Origin of the sequence: Pseudomonas sp. Irchel s3f7, assembly GCF_900187615.1 — a bacterium.
Taxonomy (GTDB): Bacteria; Pseudomonadota; Gammaproteobacteria; order Pseudomonadales; family Pseudomonadaceae; genus Aquipseudomonas.
Map to the genome: position 1 here is coordinate 54,283 of NZ_FYDO01000011.1, position 19,433 is coordinate 73,715.

14 protein-coding genes are annotated in these 19,433 nt (G+C 54.5%); all 14 read left to right on the forward strand.

All coding sequences use genetic code 11. The features are described from left to right. Positions 1-538 precede the first annotated feature (538 nt). Positions 539-1,993, forward strand: a complete 1,455-nt coding sequence (locus tag CKW19_RS11435) for a site-specific integrase (protein WP_095057976.1) — start codon at positions 539-541, stop codon at positions 1,991-1,993. 874 nt (positions 1,994-2,867) lie between these two features. Further along, complete coding sequence (locus tag CKW19_RS11445; RefSeq protein ID WP_048377502.1) at positions 2,868-3,878, forward strand: YafY family protein; 1,011 nt, start codon at positions 2,868-2,870, stop codon at positions 3,876-3,878. A gap of 185 nt (positions 3,879-4,063) precedes the next feature. Beyond that, complete coding sequence (locus CKW19_RS11450; protein WP_095057977.1) at positions 4,064-4,801, forward strand: VWA domain-containing protein; 738 nt, start codon at positions 4,064-4,066, stop codon at positions 4,799-4,801. Next, on the forward strand, positions 4,801-5,070 hold the full coding sequence (locus CKW19_RS11455; protein WP_048377498.1) for a WXG100 family type VII secretion target: 270 nt from the start codon (positions 4,801-4,803) through the stop codon (positions 5,068-5,070). Before CKW19_RS11450 ends, CKW19_RS11455 begins: the two co-directional genes overlap by 1 nt. A gap of 16 nt (positions 5,071-5,086) precedes the next feature. Continuing rightward, entirely contained in the window at positions 5,087-6,397 is a 1,311-nt protein-coding gene (locus CKW19_RS11460; RefSeq protein WP_095057978.1) for a hypothetical protein, read from the forward strand. After that, positions 6,394-6,735, forward strand: a complete 342-nt coding sequence (locus CKW19_RS11465; RefSeq protein ID WP_095057979.1) for a hypothetical protein — start codon at positions 6,394-6,396, stop codon at positions 6,733-6,735. The genes CKW19_RS11460 and CKW19_RS11465 overlap by 4 nt, the downstream gene beginning before the upstream one ends. Next, the gene (locus CKW19_RS11470; RefSeq protein ID WP_048377735.1) at positions 6,728-6,958 is read left to right on the forward strand and encodes a hypothetical protein; all 231 of its coding nucleotides are present in this window, start codon (positions 6,728-6,730) and stop codon (positions 6,956-6,958) included. The genes CKW19_RS11465 and CKW19_RS11470 overlap by 8 nt, the downstream gene beginning before the upstream one ends. Next, positions 6,955-9,720 carry an FtsK/SpoIIIE domain-containing protein gene (locus tag CKW19_RS11475; protein ID WP_095057980.1) on the forward strand — a complete coding sequence of 922 codons (2,766 nt, stop codon included), beginning with the start codon at positions 6,955-6,957 and terminating at the stop codon, positions 9,718-9,720. The genes CKW19_RS11470 and CKW19_RS11475 overlap by 4 nt, the downstream gene beginning before the upstream one ends. After that, the gene (locus CKW19_RS11480) at positions 9,717-11,510 is read left to right on the forward strand and encodes a Card1-like endonuclease domain-containing protein (protein WP_177408802.1); all 1,794 of its coding nucleotides are present in this window, start codon (positions 9,717-9,719) and stop codon (positions 11,508-11,510) included. Before CKW19_RS11475 ends, CKW19_RS11480 begins: the two co-directional genes overlap by 4 nt. Next, positions 11,507-11,977 (forward strand): VWA domain-containing protein, encoded by a 471-nt coding sequence (locus CKW19_RS11485; RefSeq protein ID WP_048377044.1) that lies wholly within the window; start codon positions 11,507-11,509, stop codon positions 11,975-11,977. The genes CKW19_RS11480 and CKW19_RS11485 overlap by 4 nt, the downstream gene beginning before the upstream one ends. Further along, positions 11,974-12,693, forward strand: coding sequence for a PP2C family serine/threonine-protein phosphatase (locus CKW19_RS11490; protein ID WP_095057982.1), 720 nt, complete (start codon positions 11,974-11,976; stop codon positions 12,691-12,693). The genes CKW19_RS11485 and CKW19_RS11490 overlap by 4 nt, the downstream gene beginning before the upstream one ends. Next, complete coding sequence (locus CKW19_RS11495; protein ID WP_048377042.1) at positions 12,686-14,029, forward strand: serine/threonine protein kinase; 1,344 nt, start codon at positions 12,686-12,688, stop codon at positions 14,027-14,029. The genes CKW19_RS11490 and CKW19_RS11495 overlap by 8 nt, the downstream gene beginning before the upstream one ends. Beyond that, on the forward strand, positions 14,026-17,484 hold the full coding sequence (locus CKW19_RS11500) for a DEAD/DEAH box helicase (protein ID WP_095057983.1): 3,459 nt from the start codon (positions 14,026-14,028) through the stop codon (positions 17,482-17,484). The genes CKW19_RS11495 and CKW19_RS11500 overlap by 4 nt, the downstream gene beginning before the upstream one ends. Next, positions 17,478-19,433 (forward strand): hypothetical protein, encoded by a 1,956-nt coding sequence (locus tag CKW19_RS11505; RefSeq protein ID WP_177408803.1) that lies wholly within the window; start codon positions 17,478-17,480, stop codon positions 19,431-19,433. Before CKW19_RS11500 ends, CKW19_RS11505 begins: the two co-directional genes overlap by 7 nt.

Genomic DNA, 19,433 nt, shown 5'->3' on the forward strand with positions numbered 1-19,433 from the left:
GTTTCGCTGATTTAGGATGGTGACCTTTAAGAACGAAGAATCGGAACTGAGCTTCCAGGGTTTAGCGCCGCGGAGCCCTGAGGAAAAACGCCCTAATCGCCCGGAAACAGTGCGCTTTCCAAGGCTATCTGACATGCGAAAAAGCTGAGAAAGGAAGAGAATTATCAAACAGGATTGGTGCCAAAGGCAGCGCGAAAAAGGGCCAAAAACGGCGTGAACTCACACTTTGTATCAGCCAAAGATTCCACCCAGAGCCAGTCGTTTTGTAGGGGTAAAAACGATAAAAAATAAAAAAGGGTCGCGAGATAAAATCTCGCAACCCTTTGAATTATATGGTCGGGACGGAGTGATTCGAACACTCGACCCCTAGCACCCCATCTCCTTTTTCATACTTCTTGAAAGACTCCGAAATTTCACTCTGGATTTTTCTAAGCTAGTATTTACTTGAGCTCCAGCGGTGTTCTGCTCTACGAGAGTCCAGTAACGTCCATCAAGAGCCGACGTTTTTGTGGGGGTAAAAGTAGGGGGAGTCCATTTTATGGCCAAAATCACCATCAAAGAACTCGAGTCGCTGACCGCCAACGATGCCGGACGCATCCTCCGGGAAGATGGCAATCTCGCAGGTCGAATTTCCCTGCGTAAGGACGGCGTGTCGGTCAGCTTTTTCTATCGCTATCGGTGGGGCGACCAGAACAAAGAATACGCCTGCGGGTCTTGGCCACGCAAATCCCTGACGGACATCCGTAAGGCGCGTAACCAGGCCCGGGCACTCATTGATGAGCAGATCAATCCCAACGAGCACAAGAAAACCGCCAAGGCACAGGCTCATGCCGCGACGAACGCAAAAGCCGATCAGGAAAAATCGACGAAGGTCCAAACTCTGACCGTCCAGGATCTGGCCAAGGCCTGGCTGCTGGATGGCGTCGCGCGTAAAGACGGCAATGCCGAGTTGCAACGGCGCCTTAACAAGGACCTTTTGCCAGCCCTCGGCAAGACCGCGGTGAACAATGTGTCCGAGCACGATATTCGGGCGCTGATCCGCACCGTGGTCAACCGCGGCGCTTACCGACAAGCCATCAGTTTTTTCGCCGACCTCACCCAGATGTTTAGTTGGGCCAGAAAGCGTCAGCCCTGGCGGGCCTTATTGATCGAGGGCGATCCGACTGAACTGGTCGACATCTCCCCCCTGATCCCTGCCGACTACGAAGCGGAACGAAGCCGCATCCTTTCGCCGGCGGAGCTGTTGGAACTGCACAACCGCTTCCAGCAAATGACCGCCGATTACAGCGCCCTCCCCGCCGGGCAAAAGTACGAAGGCATTCGGCCATTGAAAAAAGAAACCCAACTCGCGCTCTGGATCAGCCTGGGCACCCTGTGTCGGATTGGCGAGTTGCTGCAGGCCGAATGGAAAAATGTCGATCTGGACCAGCAGACCTGGTTCCTCCCCAGTGAAAACGTCAAAGGCACCCGCGGCAAGAAACAGGACCACCATGTTTTCCTCTCCCCCTTCGCCCTGCATTTCTTTCAGGAACTCAAGACCCTGACAGGACATTCACAGTGGTGCTTTCCCAACAAGCAGGATGATGGGCATGTGGACGTGAAAGTGGTGAGCAAGCAGGTGGGCGACCGCCAGGCCCGGTTTAAAAACCGCAAAGCCCTTTCAAGACGGCGCCATGACGATACGCTGGTGCTAGCCGACGGCCAGAACGGTGACTGGACGCCGCATGACCTGCGCCGCACCGGCGCGACCATGATGCAGGCCTTGGGCGTTAGCTTGGATGTTATCGATCGCTGTCAAAACCATGTGCTGGCTGGCTCCCGGGTGAGACGCCACTATCTGCATCACGATTATGCCGAAGAGAAGAAGCTCGCCTGGAACCTGTTGGGCGATCGACTCAGTGCCGTTCTTTCCTCAACCTACGAGCACCCACCGATCGTGTCGATGATGTCTTTTCCAGCGTGTACCGCGACCGGATCCCTACCGCCTTCATAAGTCGGTGTCTTTAGTGCTGAGTCCTTATAGTTTCGTGGAAATCGCCGAGCGTTTTCTTCAGATCGATCCCGGCCTGTTGACGCCAATGCCGAATTGCCCCACGTGGCTATGTGAGACGAACCCACCTCAAAATCAGCATTAATCTGGAAGAGGTAACGGTGCGAGGAATCAGACTGGGTCAGTGAATCTCTCCCACCAGGCCAATTTGGCGTCGGCACCGACAATCTACCCACTGAAAGTCAATCCAAGCGACACACTTTGACGCACCCACTCGGCAACCTAGCGCTATTGGTCACCAGCAGGATAACGCTATGCCAGTCTCTCCGCGTCCGTTCACCCTCGTCTGTGCTTGCTGCTCTTGGAAGGAAACTATCCTGCCTCATAGCCATTTGGCAGCGCTCAGCCAAGACACATGTATGAGTTGCCCCGAGTGCCGCAACCCTTCGCTTGAGCGCCGAGAGGCGAGCCGTCATGAAGTTCTCAGAACCCGCCTCGATGAATTTCTCATCCTCAACAAGTGAAGCTTGAATGTCGCGACACAGGTTTTCGCTCCATCGTGGAAAATGAGCAAAAAAGCCTAGGGGAACCCGACTATGAAAAACCTGTTTGCTGTCATCGGATTGTGTGTGGTGCTGAAGAAAAGCTACGAATTTTACCGGGAGTACAGCGAACTCAAGCGCGACAGGCAACGGCCCCCGTCTTCGGCCTCTTGAGTCAAGGCACCGGGCCACGATCATTCTCAAGTTCCATACGCCGCTGCTGAAAGACTTTGGTCTTATGCAACCCATATATAGATGGCACATAGCTATCCAAGTGAGTAGCATCGACGCCAGCTTGATGTTCGTCAATTGAGATGCAGAACAAGGAAGTCATCATGTCCCAAGCGAAAGACACGCTACTCAGGCTATTCGCATTATTGCGCCTGATCCCCACCGAGCCGCAGCGTATTGCAACACCTACCCTGCTCGAAAAGCTTCGAGAACGGGGCTTTTCCGTGACCCTGCGTTCAATTCAGCGCGACTTGAACCGGTTGTCGATCCCCTTCTCGTTACAGTGCAACGACAGCGAGGTTCCTTTCCGCTGGAGCTTCACCCGTGATGCGCCATTGAAGCTGGAAGACATGGATGCCTCCACGGCATTGGCGCTGTATCTCTCGGAAAGTCATTTGAACAACCTGCTGCCCCAGACTGTTTTGGCCCAGCTAGGTCCACAGTTCAGACGAGCGCGTAATTTCCTTGGTGATCTCGGCCACAACGGATTGGCCGATTGGGCGCGACGGGTTCGAGCGATCCCCAACGGAAAAACCTTACTGCCTGCTGCGATTGCTCCCGAGGTGTGGGCGCAGGTGTCTGCTGCCTTACTGGAGCGAAGGCAACTGGAGGTTTCCTATCGGAGCCGAAGCAAAAGCGAACTCAAGCAGTTTCGCTTGCATCCCGCCGGTTTGGTATCGCGGCATGCCATCAGCTACTTGCTGGCATCCGTGGATGGCTATGACGACCTGCGTCAATTCGCGCTGCATCGTATCCAGCATATGCACGTGCTCGACGAACCCGCGGTGCTGCACGCTGGCTTCGATGTCGACGATTACATCGCGAGTGGCATATTCAGCCATCGCCAGACCGACACCCAGGTGGAGTTGGTTGCGGATGTTCATCCGCAGATTGCCTTCCTCCTCGACGAGACACCACTGAGTCACAGACAGACGCTCAGCGATATTCCTTCCAACACCTGGAAACGCCTGCACGCGTGGGTACCACTGGATCGCGAAACGCTGTGGTGGATCTTCGGCTTGAACGACAACATTCGTGTCCATGCCCCGCAGGTCTGGGTCGAGGAAATCCGTCAACGAGTGAGCGCGATGCTGACGCTCTATCGGGAGGCCTAGTTGACCCGCATTGGACACCATCGTTGCTCATCCGATAACGCTTCAAGGATTACACCTGAGCAATCCCCATGGATAAGCCTCGGGAAATCCTGCCGTTACTTGTTTCTCTGGGTGCCTGGCAGTGAACAACGTGGCGGCATGGCGACCAGCCAACCCATTTCATTAATTCTCAAGGAGTCTTGTCTATGAGCAACACCCCATTCGATCCGTCGAAATTCACGGTACCGAAAGCCAAACCGGTGCCGGTAATTCTGTTGCTCGATATCAGCGGCAGCATGGAGAGCGAAGGAAAAATCCACAGCTTGAATGATGCTGTACGCGATATGCTCAATGTGTTCCAGGACACAGAGAGCGGTGAGACTGAAATCTGGGTTTCGATCATCACTTTCGGTGCACAAGTCGAGCTGCATCAGCCGCTGATCAGTGCTGGCGACATCCGTTGGCAGGACCTTTCAGCGGGTGGGATGACGCCGCTCGGTGTCGCCCTCAAGATGGCGAAAGCGATGATTGAGGATAAGGATGTCGTGCCATCACGCGCCTATCGCCCCACGGTTGTGTTGGTCTCCGATGGGCAGCCGAGCGACGATTGGGAAGGCCCGTTGAATGCGTTCGTCAACGATGGACGCTCCGCAAAATGCGACCGCATGGCGATGGCCATCGGTGCCGGTGCAGACGAGGCTGTACTCGGAAAATTCATTGAAGGTACTGCGAACGGTCTCTTCTACTCCGAGAACGCTAAACAGCTACGGGATTTCTTCAAGTTCGTCACCATGTCGGTGACCATTCGCACAAAGTCACAGACGCCGAATATCCTGCCTGATGCGAGCGTCATTGATATCCAGCCAGCCACGATCGACGCTCGGCAGGAGCATGTAAAATCGGTGACACCGAAATCCTCGGATGAAGATGGAGGATATTGGTAATGGCACAGGCAATCGCAGACCCGGACGAACTCGAGCGCTTTGCGTATTCGTTGCAACAGTTCACTGATTCACTCAACGATGCCGTCAGCAGCCTTAACGGTGCATTCGCTTCGCTCGGTGACACTTGGCAGGACGATAAACGAGCGCAGTTTGAAGAAGAGTACAACGCGCTCCTCCAGCAGCTGCATCAGTTCGATGCCAACGTGACAGAGCAGGTTCCGTACTTGAACGCACTTGCCTCACGCCTGCGCGATTACTTGCAAAGCTAGGGGCGCGGGAGTCGCAATGGCACAGGTTTCAATTGGACAAGTGGAGAATCTGGAAGACCTCGTGCGCGGATTGCAGTCCGTACTCGAGGTACTGGAATCCTCATGCCGCGAACAGATCGCTTTTGCGGAACAGAAATCCGAAGAAGCTCGCGACGAAACACAGAACAGCGAGAGCTTGTTGGACAGTGCCACCCGGCAAGAGCAGGCAGTGCAGCAAGAAGTTGATGACGCTCAGGAGGCGTTGGCCAGCAGTCAAAGTGCGCTCGATTCCGCCCAATATTCGCTGTCGGCCTGCCTTTCTCAACCGAGTGATGATGATGAAACTCATCCCGACTGCTCCGATGAGTACGCTTGCGTTGCTGACTTCGAAGCCGATGTCGAGCAGGCTCAAGGCATGCTGGAACAAGCAAAAGCAGATTTCGAGCTAGCCACGGAAAATCGTCAAGCGATGGAACAGCGCCTGGAACTCGCGAGACAGGCGCAAGCGATGGCGGAACAAACGCTGGTACAGGCTCAACAGGAATGCAATGCACGGCTGGCATCTGTCGGCCGGGCTGTTGAAGTTGGCACTGCTCGGTTGACTGCCGCACAACAGGCACTGAATGCATACCTGGCGACGAATCCGTCCGCTGGACAGTTTCATGCCTGGCTGAAATGGGACCCCACTCAACAGGGCGGCCCCATCACACCGGACATATTGCGAGACCGGATGAACCTGTCGTCAGAACATCAACGGATGCTTCAGGACTATCTATACGACCGCAACCCTGGGTATCGGAAACTGGTTGACCGCTATCGCGGCCAATGGGCAGACGCGAAGGGCGACGCCGAGCGCAACATCGTCGCACGCAAGGCTCGTATACATCTGAGTGGTGAATTTGGGGAGCAAATAGCGCGGCACGCACTTGCACCTCTGGGCGGACGAATCGAGACACAAGGTCGCACGTTCGTTGGCGACGATGGACGCTACACAAAAACAGATCTACTGATAACCGACTTACGAGTCCCGATCATTTTGGGACGTGGCGAGGGCATGGGAGCTCCTGTGGGAGGCTCGATGGCGTTCGAGGTGAAATGCGGGAAGGCGCAGTACCTCTATTCGCAGATGGATCACATGGTTTTCCAGTCCCAAGGACACAAGCAGGCGGATGCGCAATGCACGCTTTGCTCGCGAGATATCCAGGACCTTTCACCAGAGAAGCAGAAAGAATTGCGCGATACCTTGCGCGAAGCAGGTTCGCCGATGGTGGGAATGTTGCCCAGTAAGAACGAAATAGATAAGTCCTGCCTTGATTTCATCCGCCCAAACGAGGAGGAGCAGCCATGAAAGTGCGATACGCAATTATCAGTCCAGACACTCTCGCCCAAGTCCGGACGGAGATTGAAAGACTTCAACAAGCGGTCAACGCCGGGGATATGGACGGCGTGGATGCGGCCACGGCGCAATTATTGGAATTGACGGCGCACTGTCAGTCGATCGATTTGTCCGAGGAAGATTGGCGAGCGTTTCTGACTCGAGTCAGGAGCATGAATCCTGAGTTTAAATCCAACTATCTATTGCCAGGCGAAGTTTGCGCCTCGATTTTTCCTTCCATCACCGCTGACGACTCTGTACTCGAGCTTCCTATTGATGGTGATACGGCGGAGGAAGAGATCGATGTTTGACGATGTTTTTGGAATGGCGATTTTGTGCGCCGAAAACTTTCGCGAAGCAGCACACGATTCATTTGGTCTTTCCATTTCCACCGAGGTGCTCGAGCCGATTCTCAAGGAAATCGATTCGCTGCGCATTTTCAATGAGGAATTCCAGCGCCAGGCACTCAATCTTGATAAGACCCTGGAGAGCGCGCGACTCATCCAGAGCACAAATCCTGGGAATGAAAAATGAATGGAACTCAGCGATTGTCCAAAACTACGATGACCGCGATAAATAAAGCTGTCGCTGATTATCAAGAGGGTCTGGCGCGCATTGACCGCGAGTTCGATGCCCTCTCCCACCGGATAGAACAATCGATTCTGGACTTGTCTGGCGATGCAGCGAACCATCGAAGCAAATTGAACGAAGAGGCAATGCAGCACCTCGCGTACGAAAGCAAGCAAGCGAGCGGCAACCGGGAAAAGAGGACATTGAATTGGCAATCGACCTTCGCTCGAGAATGGGAAAAAATCGCCGCTGAAACCGGACGTTGGGGTTTTCAGCTTCGCCGACAACAGCCCGCGTTTGTGGATTTCGGGCCAAATTGCCCTTTGATGGCATCGGATATTCCGACACATCTATCGTTTGGTTCGCATCGAGTTGCCTTTGAGGAACTCTCCTGCGTTGTCCCGCACACCCCTACATTCCCCCTCGCACGCGCCCTTGTCCTATCGGAGGACAACGCAGCACACAAGCACTTGATACATCAACTCCTGTTACGGTTACTGTCAGCCCTGCCGCCGGGCCGGTTGGAGTTAACGCTCATTGACCCTCTGCAATTGGGACAATCGATCGGACCGTTTCTGCCGCTTCTGAAAGTGCCGCAATTGGTGCCGCAACAACGCGTGCTGACTCGCGCAGACGAAATCGAAGCAGCCCTTGGCAAACTGCAAGACGAGGTCGAGGAGCTGATTCAACATCGGTTCACCGACCAGTCACCCAACTGGTTAGAGTACAACGCGCACAACGTCGACAATCCCCTGCGTTACAAGGTCGTATTGCTTTTTGACGCTCCAGAACAACTTTCGGACAAGAGCCTCTGGTTCCTTGAGCGGCTCTGCGTGAACGGTCCACGCTGCGGTGTACTGCCCATCCTCGCGATTGACGGGCATCGCATGGAAGACCGGCGATATGAAAAATTTCGCACCACGCTGGAAACATCGACCATGGGCACTGACGCACTGTTGCGTGGTGCTGACTACGGATGCAACGGGCTGTCGTTGACCTACCAGCCAGAACAATGGCTCGCGCAAGACTTTTTGGCCGGATTCATCTCCACGGTTGCCGAGCATTACGCCGCGACGGCACGCTTGCGCAAATCAATGCCTGACCTCTGGACGAATTTCGGGAAAGGCGCGACCACCCGCAGCGGCTTCAGTATTCCAATCGGATGGACGTCCGTCGGTGAGCAGGTGCCACTGATCCTGGGTGCAACGACCTCCGAGCATCACGCACTGCTTGCAGGTAAAACGGGCTCTGGCAAGTCCAACCTGCTCCATGTGCTGATTCAAACGCTGTGCGAGAAATACTCGCCGGCAGAAGTTGATCTCTACTTGCTGGATTACAAAGAATCTACGGAATTCAATATCTATGCAGACCCACCACTTCCTCACGCCCGTTTGGTCGCCACGGAAAGCGATCCCGAATACGGCGTAACGGTGCTGAGGCATCTCGTGGATGAGCTGGAAGAACGAGCGCGTATTTTCAAGAAAGCGGAAGTTCGTGATTTTGCTGAATACCGCGCGGCGAGCAGCGAGCGACTACCACGGATTCTTTTGGTCGTAGATGAGTTCCAGGTTCTCTTTGCAGGGCAGCGCCAGGTCGCAGAGGCGGCAGAACAACTGCTCTCACAGTTGTTAAAACAGGGCCGCTCATTCGGTATCCACATCCTGCTTGCGACGCAAACCCTGAAAGGCATTAATGCACTGTCAATCGCAAGCATAATTACCCAACTGGGATGCCGTATCGCGCTGGCGTGCGGTCAGGAAGATTCCGCGATGATCCTCGGTGCAAACAACTGGGCGGCGGCTGAACTCAAGAGCCCTCCCGAGGGCATCATCAATAATGCCAACGGTGCGAAATCCGGCAATGTAAAGCTGCTGATTCCACTGGCAGAAAACACACTCTGCCGCGAACACATTGCAACATTGGCGGGATATGCGACACAGCATGGCATGGCCGGCAAGACGCGAATTTTCAGCGGAGCCAATCTGCCGCAGTTGCCTTCATCCAGTGAATATCAAACGATTTGCGGACAAGACGACACCCTGCTTTTAGGTGAGCGGCTGACATTCGATGCCCAAAGGCTGACGATCCCGCTCACCCGACGCTCAGCGTTCAATGTCCTGTTCAGCGGCTACAACGACCAAATTCACGACGGGTTGTTGGCCGCTACGCTTTGCAGCATTACGTTCCAAGACAGCTTCGATGAGATTGTCTATTTCAATGGGCGTGGTGTTGCACCAGGCGGTGGATTTTCCGCCGCAGCGCAGGCGCTCGGCGCACGTCTAAAGATGTTTGACGACATTGCCGCGCTACCACTGCAGGCGATAGCCGACGGTATCGGGACGCGCCGCGTCGCGTTGATCATCGATGGTCTCGACGCCGAGAAAGCACTTCATCCGTCATCCGCATTCAGAGCCCCCAAACCTGGTGACCCCCCTTCACCCGCTGACCTGCTGAAGCGCCTGGCTGAAGAAGGACCACGCAAGGGGATATTCGTATTTGCATTCGTTGACCGTTGGCAACGCTGCGCTGGTGCTTGCAAGGATCTCTTCGCATCTTTCGAGTTACGCGTGGCGTATTGCATGAACGAGGACGATGGGGGATCACTCGTGAGTGGTGGTATTGGCAAGTTCAAAGGCATCGAAAAGCCAAATCGCGCCGTTTTCGTCAACAGAATGACAAACGAAATCGCATGGTTCCGGCCCTACATTCAAAAGAACTCTCAATGAAAAAGTTTCTGCTCACTTGGTATGGCATCACGGATTTTCGCGCATCGTTAGGCTTTGAAAGCACAGACGGCCCAATCGCCGCGGCACTCGCTGCGCAGGACTATTCTGATGTCGTTGTTCTCTGCTACACACGGTCGGACGAGACAGACAGACAGAGTCTGGAGACCCAGGGCGCCTTCAACGTAGCGTTAGCATCAATCCATGACTCGAATCAGCAAAAAGACTGGAAGTCGACCAGCGATTTCGTTTCCAGATTCGCCAATACTGCAGCAGCGCACGAACATTTCGTCCGCTGGTTAAACGGCAAGTTTCATACTGCCGGCAGTAGTCCGAAAATCAGCTTCAAGAGCGAAAAACTACGCGAACTCAACGACAGTGAGGGGATCTACGCTTGCGCTATGCGGGCTCTGGATTCTGTTGCAAAAGCGGCCGGCGAGAAGCTTGTCACGCTCTATTTGAGCCCTGGTACCCCTGTGATGGCCTTTGTCTGGGCCTTGGCGGCACTAGGACATCCGAATCTCAAAAAGAGACTCCTCGTATCACCTGTTGTTGGAAAACCACCCGAAGCCATCACCTTACCCGTGGAATGGCTTGAACGGCATGGTGCAAGCCAGAGAGCGACACGCAACGCGGTAGACGGATTTGATGTGACATACCATCTGTTTGGCGAGCAGCGCATGCCGGCGTTGCTAGGCATCAGGCAGTTTTCATCAACCCGGCATATTTTCGTGAACTCGAATGATTTCCCCGCAGCCTGCATGCAGGCATTCATTCACGATGGAAACCTGGAGGAACTCGCCGTTGATCCCTGGGATGCCCACGACGCTCATGAAAAAATCATCGGTCATGCCAGGAGCCTGCCGGCAAACGCGCGAATTGGCGTCAACCTGACTGGCGGAACAAAATTGATGTTTGCCGGTGCGCTCTCGGCAGCCCGGGCGCTGGGCGCTGTTCCCTTTTACTTTGACAGTCGCAATCAGCGCGTGACGTTTGTGGACAGTCTTCGCCGCGAAGCCATTAGACCCATTGATTCGGTCGAAGCATTTTTGCTCCTCAATGGGGATGGGCTGAAGTTATCGACGACTGGCGCGATGGAAGGGATATCGTCAAATCGCCGCCGTCTGACCGAAACGCTCTGGAAGTATCGAAGCAAGATCGCAAGTTGCTACAAAAAACTATGCGAACTCAATAACAACCACGAAAAGCTGCGCAAAAGAGGAGCAGAACTCACGCCGTTCTCCGTTGAATGCAACGGCTTCCTTTTCGAGTTTGGACAAGACAATGTCGCATCGGTCGTTGGCTACGGACTGGATCTGCGTTTCAAGAATTGGGTTGATTTCGCAAAATACCTTTCCGGCGGATGGTTTGAGGAATACGTATATTTGCAATGCAAACCATACGAAGACAGGGGAATCATCAAAGATTTGCGTATCAATCTCACGCTGCAACTTGATGGTGAAAGCCAGGCAGGATCATCCACTGGGGATGCCCAGCATAACGAACTCGATGTCACGTTCACGGATGGCCACTCTCTCTACATCGTGGAATGCAAGGCAGGAAATGTAACGCAGGAGCAAGTCATGAAGTTGCAGAACCTGGTTCGTTTCTACGGTGGCGTCGAGGGCCGTGGCATTGTCGCTTGCTGCTTCTCACCAAATTCGGAGTCGGTTCGAAAAAAAATCAAGGACGCACGATTGACGCTCTGTTGCGCAGGAGCATTTTCCGAACAGTTGCGTGCGTTGATGAATGGCATCGAAGCACGCACCAAATCAATCGGGGAGTCCCTATGAGGCTCTACCTGGTTTGTGATACCTCCGGCAGCATGAGGGACGGGGGCAAGCCGTTCATCATGAGAACAACCGTCATGGCTATCGCCCAATGGGTGCGCTTGGGATATGGAAACGCACAAATCAGGTTGTGCGCGTGGGCATCCGAAGCATGCCTCGTCCCTGATTGGAGCGAAAAGCAAGAGTACCCGGCACAACTGCTCGATTGCCAAGGAACTTCAAATTGGAAGGCCTTGATTCAGTTGCTTGGGGAACAGCCCGACGGCAAGGTTTTGCTGTTTTCTGATGGGTTTTGGTCGCGGGCCGATGCGAGGTTATTCAAGCAATGGAAGGAGTTCCTGCCGCCGGATGCACTGCGCATTGTCAAAACGGGCGCCGATGCCAATCCACAACTCAAAGGGCCGGATGTTTTTGCAGCTGAAGATTTATTCGCCGTACTGGACGGTTGGCTGGAAGCCAATTCAGCATGACGCTTTGGAAGAGTTTTGGCTCAAGTGTCCAAGGCCCAGGGCATGTAGTTACAGGTACCACCAACCAGGACGCATGGGGATCGTTCCACCACGCATGGGGGGACGGCATTGTTGTTTCCGACGGTCTCGGCTCAAAGCCGTTTTCCAACTTCGGAAGCGATGCCGCCTGTCTGGCAGTGAAGTATGCGGCTCGCGCCTGTCGTGACAAATCTGAAATGGACCACGACCTCCTGTTCCAGCGCATCACATCCAATTGGTTAACCCTTGTCAGGCCACTTGCACCACGCGATTGCGCAGCCACTTGCCTGTTCGCGTTCCGGCTTGGAAATGGCGTAATCCACCTGGGAATGCTCGGCGATGGCCTGGTTGCCGCAGTCAGATCCAATGGCTCTGTCGTGTCTCTGTCCGAGGATAAATCACAGGGTTTTTCAAACATCACTGCTGCACTCTCGCCGAATGTTTGCGCGAAAGACTGGCGGCATGCATCGCTGCCAGAGGAAGACTGCGCGGCCATCCTGCTCTGCACCGATGGCGTGGCGGACGATCTGGAGGATGTCGACGGGTTCGTGAGGGGCGTTATCGAAGCACACCGGCCCCTTGCCGCCATAAGCGCCAACCGACGTATCCACGAGATGCTCGAAAACTGGCCGACGCCAAAGCACAGCGACGACAAGACTATCGCCTGCCTTTGCCGCGAGGAGATCACGAATGGATAAATCCGAAGAACTGAAGCATTCAAAGCCGCTTTGCGATGAATACGGCAATCAGCACTACCTGGCCGAAGAGCTCGCCAGAGGAGGACAGGGCGTAGTGTTTCGCACCAGGGATGCTGATTTGGCGATCAAGCAGCCAATCGATAAATCGGGCGGCCTGGACAAAGATGCCAACCTGCTTGAACGCTTCAAGAACATCCGCCTGCTGCCCATGCCTTCGCGCATTCCTGTTTCCCTGCCGCTAGCCATTCTGCGCGACGAGCCGGGTTATGTGATGCGCCTTTTGAACGGGATGCAACCGTTTGGCGTTTTCGAACACGATGGCAGGACGAAGAAGCCGCAGGAAGATTGCAATCCTGTACTCCCCGAGTGGCTTGCAAAAATTACGGACAAAGAGATGGCGTTGCGGCTCTTGCATTATGCCAAAACGGGCTCAACCCGCCGCCGCTTGTTCGCTCTCTCCAAATGCGCATCCATCCTCGCCCGCCTCCACAGCGCAGGGTTAGTGTATGGCGACATTTCGACGAACAATGCGTTTATCGCAGACGGCTTAAGCGATGTCTGGCTCATTGACGCCGACAATATGCGCTTTGAAATGCCCGACGGCGGCACTTCTGTCTATACGCCAGGCTACGGCGCGCCAGAAGTGGTGCGTGAAACTGACTCCTCGCGCCCGCGCTCGGATTGCTGGGCCTTTACAGTGATGGCATTCAAGACATTAGCTCTGTGCCACCCATTTATCGGCAAGAAAGTGCTGGAGCCAGACGAAGACGAAGGTGGCTGGGACACCGAGCCGGTTGCAGACGCCTCCCCCGCCGATTTGGACGAGAAGGCCTACGCCGGTTATTTGCCTTTTATTGATGACGACGATGACGATTCAAACCAGGGCGTTGGTGGCCTGCCCCGCGTGTTGGTAACGACGCCGGGTCTGCGCCGGCTTTTCCAGGAAACTTTCTGCGGCGGAAAAGAGCAGCCGCACCGCCGTCCGGCGATGGCGTTCTGGGCACTGGAATTGAAGAAGGCATTCGACCTATCGCTGCAATGCCATGCGTGCAGCATGAGCTACTTTGTCGATGACCATACTCAATGCCCTTACTGCCATGTCGCACGCGCTTCCTTCATCCGCGCCATAACTCCGCGCGGGAATATGGTGATTCCCGGCAGTGCCACAGAGTTCGCGCTCCCAAACCGGCTTTTTCACCCGTTTTCATTCGAGCATGACGACGCGCAAGAATACGAAGCAGTTCTGGACTTTAAAGCGAAAACCGCATTCCCCGCACGAGGCACGAAGACGTTCCCCGACACGCTGGCTTTCGAGTTTGTAGGAGGAACGAAATGAAGTTTCAAGAAATCCCGGCCGATATCTTCACCATCCGCATCAAGCGGACTGACAACACAACGGATACCTTGCCAGAGCAACCTGTCTTTTCGATTGAGAGCAGTCCGTTGCGACCCGAGGAATTTGAACTTCGCCTCAAACAGGCGCTTATCTGCGTTCGAACCGTGCATGCCATTGACACCCGTCGCCTCAACGCAGAACTCGCCAGCGGTCGCGCCATGCTTGCTCAACTGGTCAATTTCGCAGCTGACGGCAGCATGGAACTGCAAATCGCCTTCTTCACGGGCGAGTGCCTTGAGATGGGTGAAGTCGAAATCGGCGTGGACGAACATGTGGAAATCAAGATTTCGAAGATTGAGCCTCGCAGGGGTGAACTAAAGGGAACGCGTCTTTACGAGCGGCTTGTTGAACATTGCTGTTTCCGACAAGACGAGAGCGAATTCTTCTTTCTGACTGCCGGCCCGGCAATTGATGAAGCATTGACGCCAGAAAAAGCCCGAAAGCAGGCTGAAGACCATGACGACGGAACCGAAACCCAGGAAACGGCAATTGATGCCGAGTCGAATGCGGTTCCTAACAATGTAACGCACACCGCAAACATACGGCCGACCCGCAACAACTCCTTCTGCATCACCGGCGCGGGCATTCGCTTTGTCGCCACTGAGACCTCGTTGCCAGAGGGCAAATCCATCTTCATGACCTCACGCCTGACCGAAATCAGACGTCGAACCGATCGTGCATTGCGCTTGGTGAAGGGCACACTGCGCTTTACTGACTGGACGCAGGCCGGCCAGATTCGAATCCTCGCACAAGCACAACTGACCGCGCTGACCCAGGACGATGTCAGTTATCTGAAAAAATGGGACGAGTTTGGTGATCTGGAAGGCGAGTTACTGCTCAAAAGAGCCCGGGTCGTCGGTGCCTTGCAGTTTTCCAATATGGCTCCAAAAAGAGATGGAACAGTTTCTGTTCGTATTTCCCAAGCCAGCGATGCTGCCTTGAGTGCATTGGCAGGGGGGGTGGTGCCCGAAGTCAAGATGATTGACGAACTACCCGATTACCTGAGAGACGAATCCCTGCGTTTCAAGGATTTCGCGAGCGGAATCGAACGAGCCATGGAGAACGAAAAACCTGCCCAACGCAATGAGCGACAAGACGCGAAGGCGAAGGTGAAGACGAATTTCGAGGTATCTGATTTTGACAAGGAATCAAGGACGCTCACGCTCAAGGCTGAAACATTGCCGGGGGAATCAGGCACGCTCATTCTTTCGTTGGCAGGCGAAATTGCTCAGATCAAGCGCCGGTTATCCGCTCGCCGCTCGATCCTGGAAGGCCGCGCAGCCAACCCCCAGCTTGGGCTGCTGATTGAAGAAAAAGCGACAATCGCACCAACACGCAAGCCACCGGAAATCGCGCCACTGACAGCATTTGTTCGTAATAAAGTGTTCAAAAATCAGCCGACGGAGAAACAGCTGGACGCGATCAAGTACGCATTGGAAACACCGGATATTGCACTTATCCAGGGCCCACCCGGCACGGGCAAGACCACAGTCATCGCGGCGATTCTCGAACGGCTGAACGAGATGGCAGATAAGCGTGGCGCGAACGTCAAAGGCCAGGTTCTGCTGACAGGTTTCCAGCATGATGCGGTCGAAAACATGATTGAGCGATTGTCGCTCAACAGTATTCCCGTTCCGAAGTTTGGCAAGCGCTCCAACACGCAGGTAGACGGCTCCAGCCTCTTTGAGAAGCGGCTGGACGAATGGTGCGCAACACTCGCGACTGAATTGCGCGAGCGAAATCCGCGGATTGCCGACATTGAGCAGGAAATGGAAATCAAGCATCTGTGCCTGCAATACATTCAGACCCCGACGCGCGCGCTGGGCGCGCGTCTCGCCGGGGAAATCGCATCACTTGGCGTAGCGATTATCGGTGAAGAGTACGCGCGACGTGCCGTAAATCTCAAAAACAAGATGTGCCTTGAAGAAAAGCTCAATGACGACACCAACCAGTTGCTCGGCGCCGTGCGTCGTCTGCGTTGTCATGCGCAAAGCTTCGCAGATGACGGGGCTGAGCGAGCGGCTGATGCACTGAATGATCTGCATGAGCTACTTGAAAAGAAGGACCGCGATTTACTGGACAACGCCAGCCTGTGGCGCAACGAAGATGGGCCCCCGTCATTCCTGAAGGAGTTGACGGTACTGAAGAAGACACTTCTTGCCCGTTTCACCGCTCCTCCGGTCTTTCGTGTAGAGAAGCAAAACGATGAAGTCGTAACGCTGGCAATGCGCGCTATCGAACGCATCAAGGCTGCAGGTCACTCCGCCAGGGACAAGAAGTCTGTCGCGCTTGCCGAGTTTCTGGCCGAACTTGAAAGCAACCCTTTCGCTATGTTGAACGCGGTGTCTGAGTACAGTTTCGCGTTCGCTGCCACCTGTCAGCAAAGCGTGAATCGAGGGATGCAGATCCAGAAAGGCATCAAAGGGGGTGATGCCAATCAGAACCAGCAACGGATGGAATACGAGTATGTGATTGTCGATGAGGCCGCGCGTGTCTCGCCTCGCGACCTCATGGTACCGATGGCCCAAGGCAAGCGCATTATCCTCGTCGGCGACCACCGTCAATTACCTCACATTATTGACGACGAAGTTGCTCGTCAGATGGAGGCAGGCGAAACAGAGCTGCAAGAGTCGGACTGGCTCAAAAAGTCGATGTTCCAGTATCTGTTTTCAGAGCGTTTGAAAACGCTTGAGGACAACGACGGCATTACCCGCCGCGTTACGCTGGACAAGCAATACCGCATGCATGAACTGCTGGGCGACTTCATCAGCCGTAACTTCTATGAACGTTTCGCCCCATCGGAGAGATTTGGCTCTGGTCGGCCCGCAAGCGATTTTGTTCATAATCTCCCTGACACGGATGGCAAACACGCTGCCTGGCTGGAGGTACCTGTCGACAAAGGCAAGCATCAACGTAGCGGAACCAGTTGGATACGCCCTGCGGAGGCGACCGTCATCGTTCGCCAGTTAAAGAAGTGGATGGATTGCGAAGCCGGCAAGGATCTGACGTTCGGCGTCATTTCGTTTTACAAGGCGCAGTCTGAGCTCATCAGCAAGCAACTCGGCGCGATCGCGGACAACGACAAGAAAATTCGTATCGGCACGGTGGACTCCTTCCAGGGCATGGAATTCGATGTCGTCTTTCTGTCAACGGTGAGGACATTGCCACAGCACTGGAAGCCCGAAGACGATGACCGCGAGAAACAGGCACGAACGCTGTTTGGTCACCTCTGCCTCTATAACCGCCTGAATGTTTCGATGAGCCGCCAGAAAAAACTGCTGGTGGTGGTGGGCGATTCAGGTTTGCTGAATGGAGAGCTTGCCGCGGATTTTGTTCCGGGTCTGGTTGATTTCCACAAACTCTGCCAGGAACACGGAGTCATGCTGAAATGTTGAATCTCCTAGATTACGGTAAACCAAACCCCTTCGGTGCAACCATTGGCAGGCCACGCAATCTTTCCTGGCCCGTCAGCACCTATCGCGTAACCCTGCCCAGACCATCCGAGGACGGCGAGAGCCTGAACCCGTTCGAGCATGTCATCCTCAAACTGCTCGATGCATCAGGCGCGATGGAAGCTCAGGCGCTGGCAGATGAAACCTGCATTCCGATCGACTTGGTCGAAAGTATTCTCTTGCGTTTGCAGGACAAGGCTCTCATTGACGAGTCCAAAGCCATCATTGAGCAAGAACGCGACAACGGCGGCAGTGATGTTGAAAAAACGCCTGTGTATGTCACCGCGCTTTTGTTTCGTGAACTCGTCACCGGCAAAATCCTCCCGTTCATGCATTGGCTGGACGACGCGAATCCATTGCAAAAAAAGCAGGGTCAGGAGGGGCAATTTCGAACGATTCGTTGGAACAATGCCCACAAAAACAACCCACCCACTCAGCGAGATGTCATCAGTATATTGCGGATGATGCAGAGAAGGTCGGCGGCCTTCGGGAGGGACGAACCAACGCTCAGCGTCCAAAAGGTCATGATCGTTGAGCAACCTGAGATGCATTACCTTGACTGCCCTATTGCAATACAGAAAAGCGATGGTGAGTTCCGCATCGCGGATCCGTTTGGCACTGGATTTTCGTTGATCCTCGAAGGAGCATTCGAGCACTTGCTTGAACAGGACGAAAAGCTGTGCGAATGGCTGGAACAGTGGAAAGTCTCACTGAGCAATCCGCGCGCAAAAAACCTGGAAGCAAAGCCCAAAGAGCCGTTCGACACCGACATCAATTGGGGGCACTACCCGAAACTCATCTCCAGTCTGCGCCTGCAGTCGAATGCCGCCTTTCACTCCATCGCTCAGGTTTACGCCTCAGTTGAATGGGCACTGTTCTACGCTTGCGGCAGACGCCCCTTTGAGGATGCAATTACAAGACTGAGATTCACCGCGCAAGCAGAACATTCCGCGCTACTTGCGAATGCCTCGAATGATGTAGGGCTAACCTTGCCGCACTTTGGATTGCGGCCAATTCGAGAAGGAAAGCTGCTGGATTTCCAGAACGGAAAAGCGGAGCTGGAGACGCTTCTGTCCATTGCAATTTTGCAAGCACAAACCGATGCATCCCATCCCTTGCAACGCATCGCGGTTTTGCACCCGACGCTCATCAGCCATTTATTTCGTATCAAGAAAACGCGCGATGAGAAGGGACATGGAAAAGGCAGCGTTGACGCACCGGACGTGGAGTTGTCGGATGCCCCTTTCATGCGCGAATTGGTCCACGCACTGCTTCCGGAAATCTTGTTTTCCGACATAGCCGTCTCGACGCCTGACAGCGATGCCCATGCCGACTCCCTGCTGGATGGCCGCACAAGTATCCAGAGCGAATTTGGCTTCAAGACATTCAACCGCCTCGGTACGAACTTGAAAGAGCGCCTCATTCATGCAGAACGCTTCTTTCTGTTCTGCAAAGACGGGGATGACGCACTCGCTTTCGTTCGCGATCTGTATGCAGCGCTGCAATCGGTGTTCGAGATGTCACTGGCCAGCAAATTACCGCCGGATGTCAACGATGCGCAGCTTGTCGAGTCCGCTGGAAGCAGAGCCATCTGCGCCGGTTTCTGCAATGAACTGCCTGAGGGCCTGCGCACCGTCAAAGCTTCAGCTGTCCGGCAAACGCTGCAGGGTACCGGACAATCGCTCGGGGCCTGTGTGCTGGCATTTCTGCTTATGTCCGATGCCGACACCCTCGACTCAATCGCGGGCTCGCAGCCGTCGTTTGTGGACGATGTGACGGATGTCATTACCCGGCGAGGGCACGGTAATGAGCCGCTGCCGCTGCCAAAGGCGGAAATCGCAAAGCTCCGTAAAGAATCCTACAAAACTATCAAAACACTCATTGAGGTATAG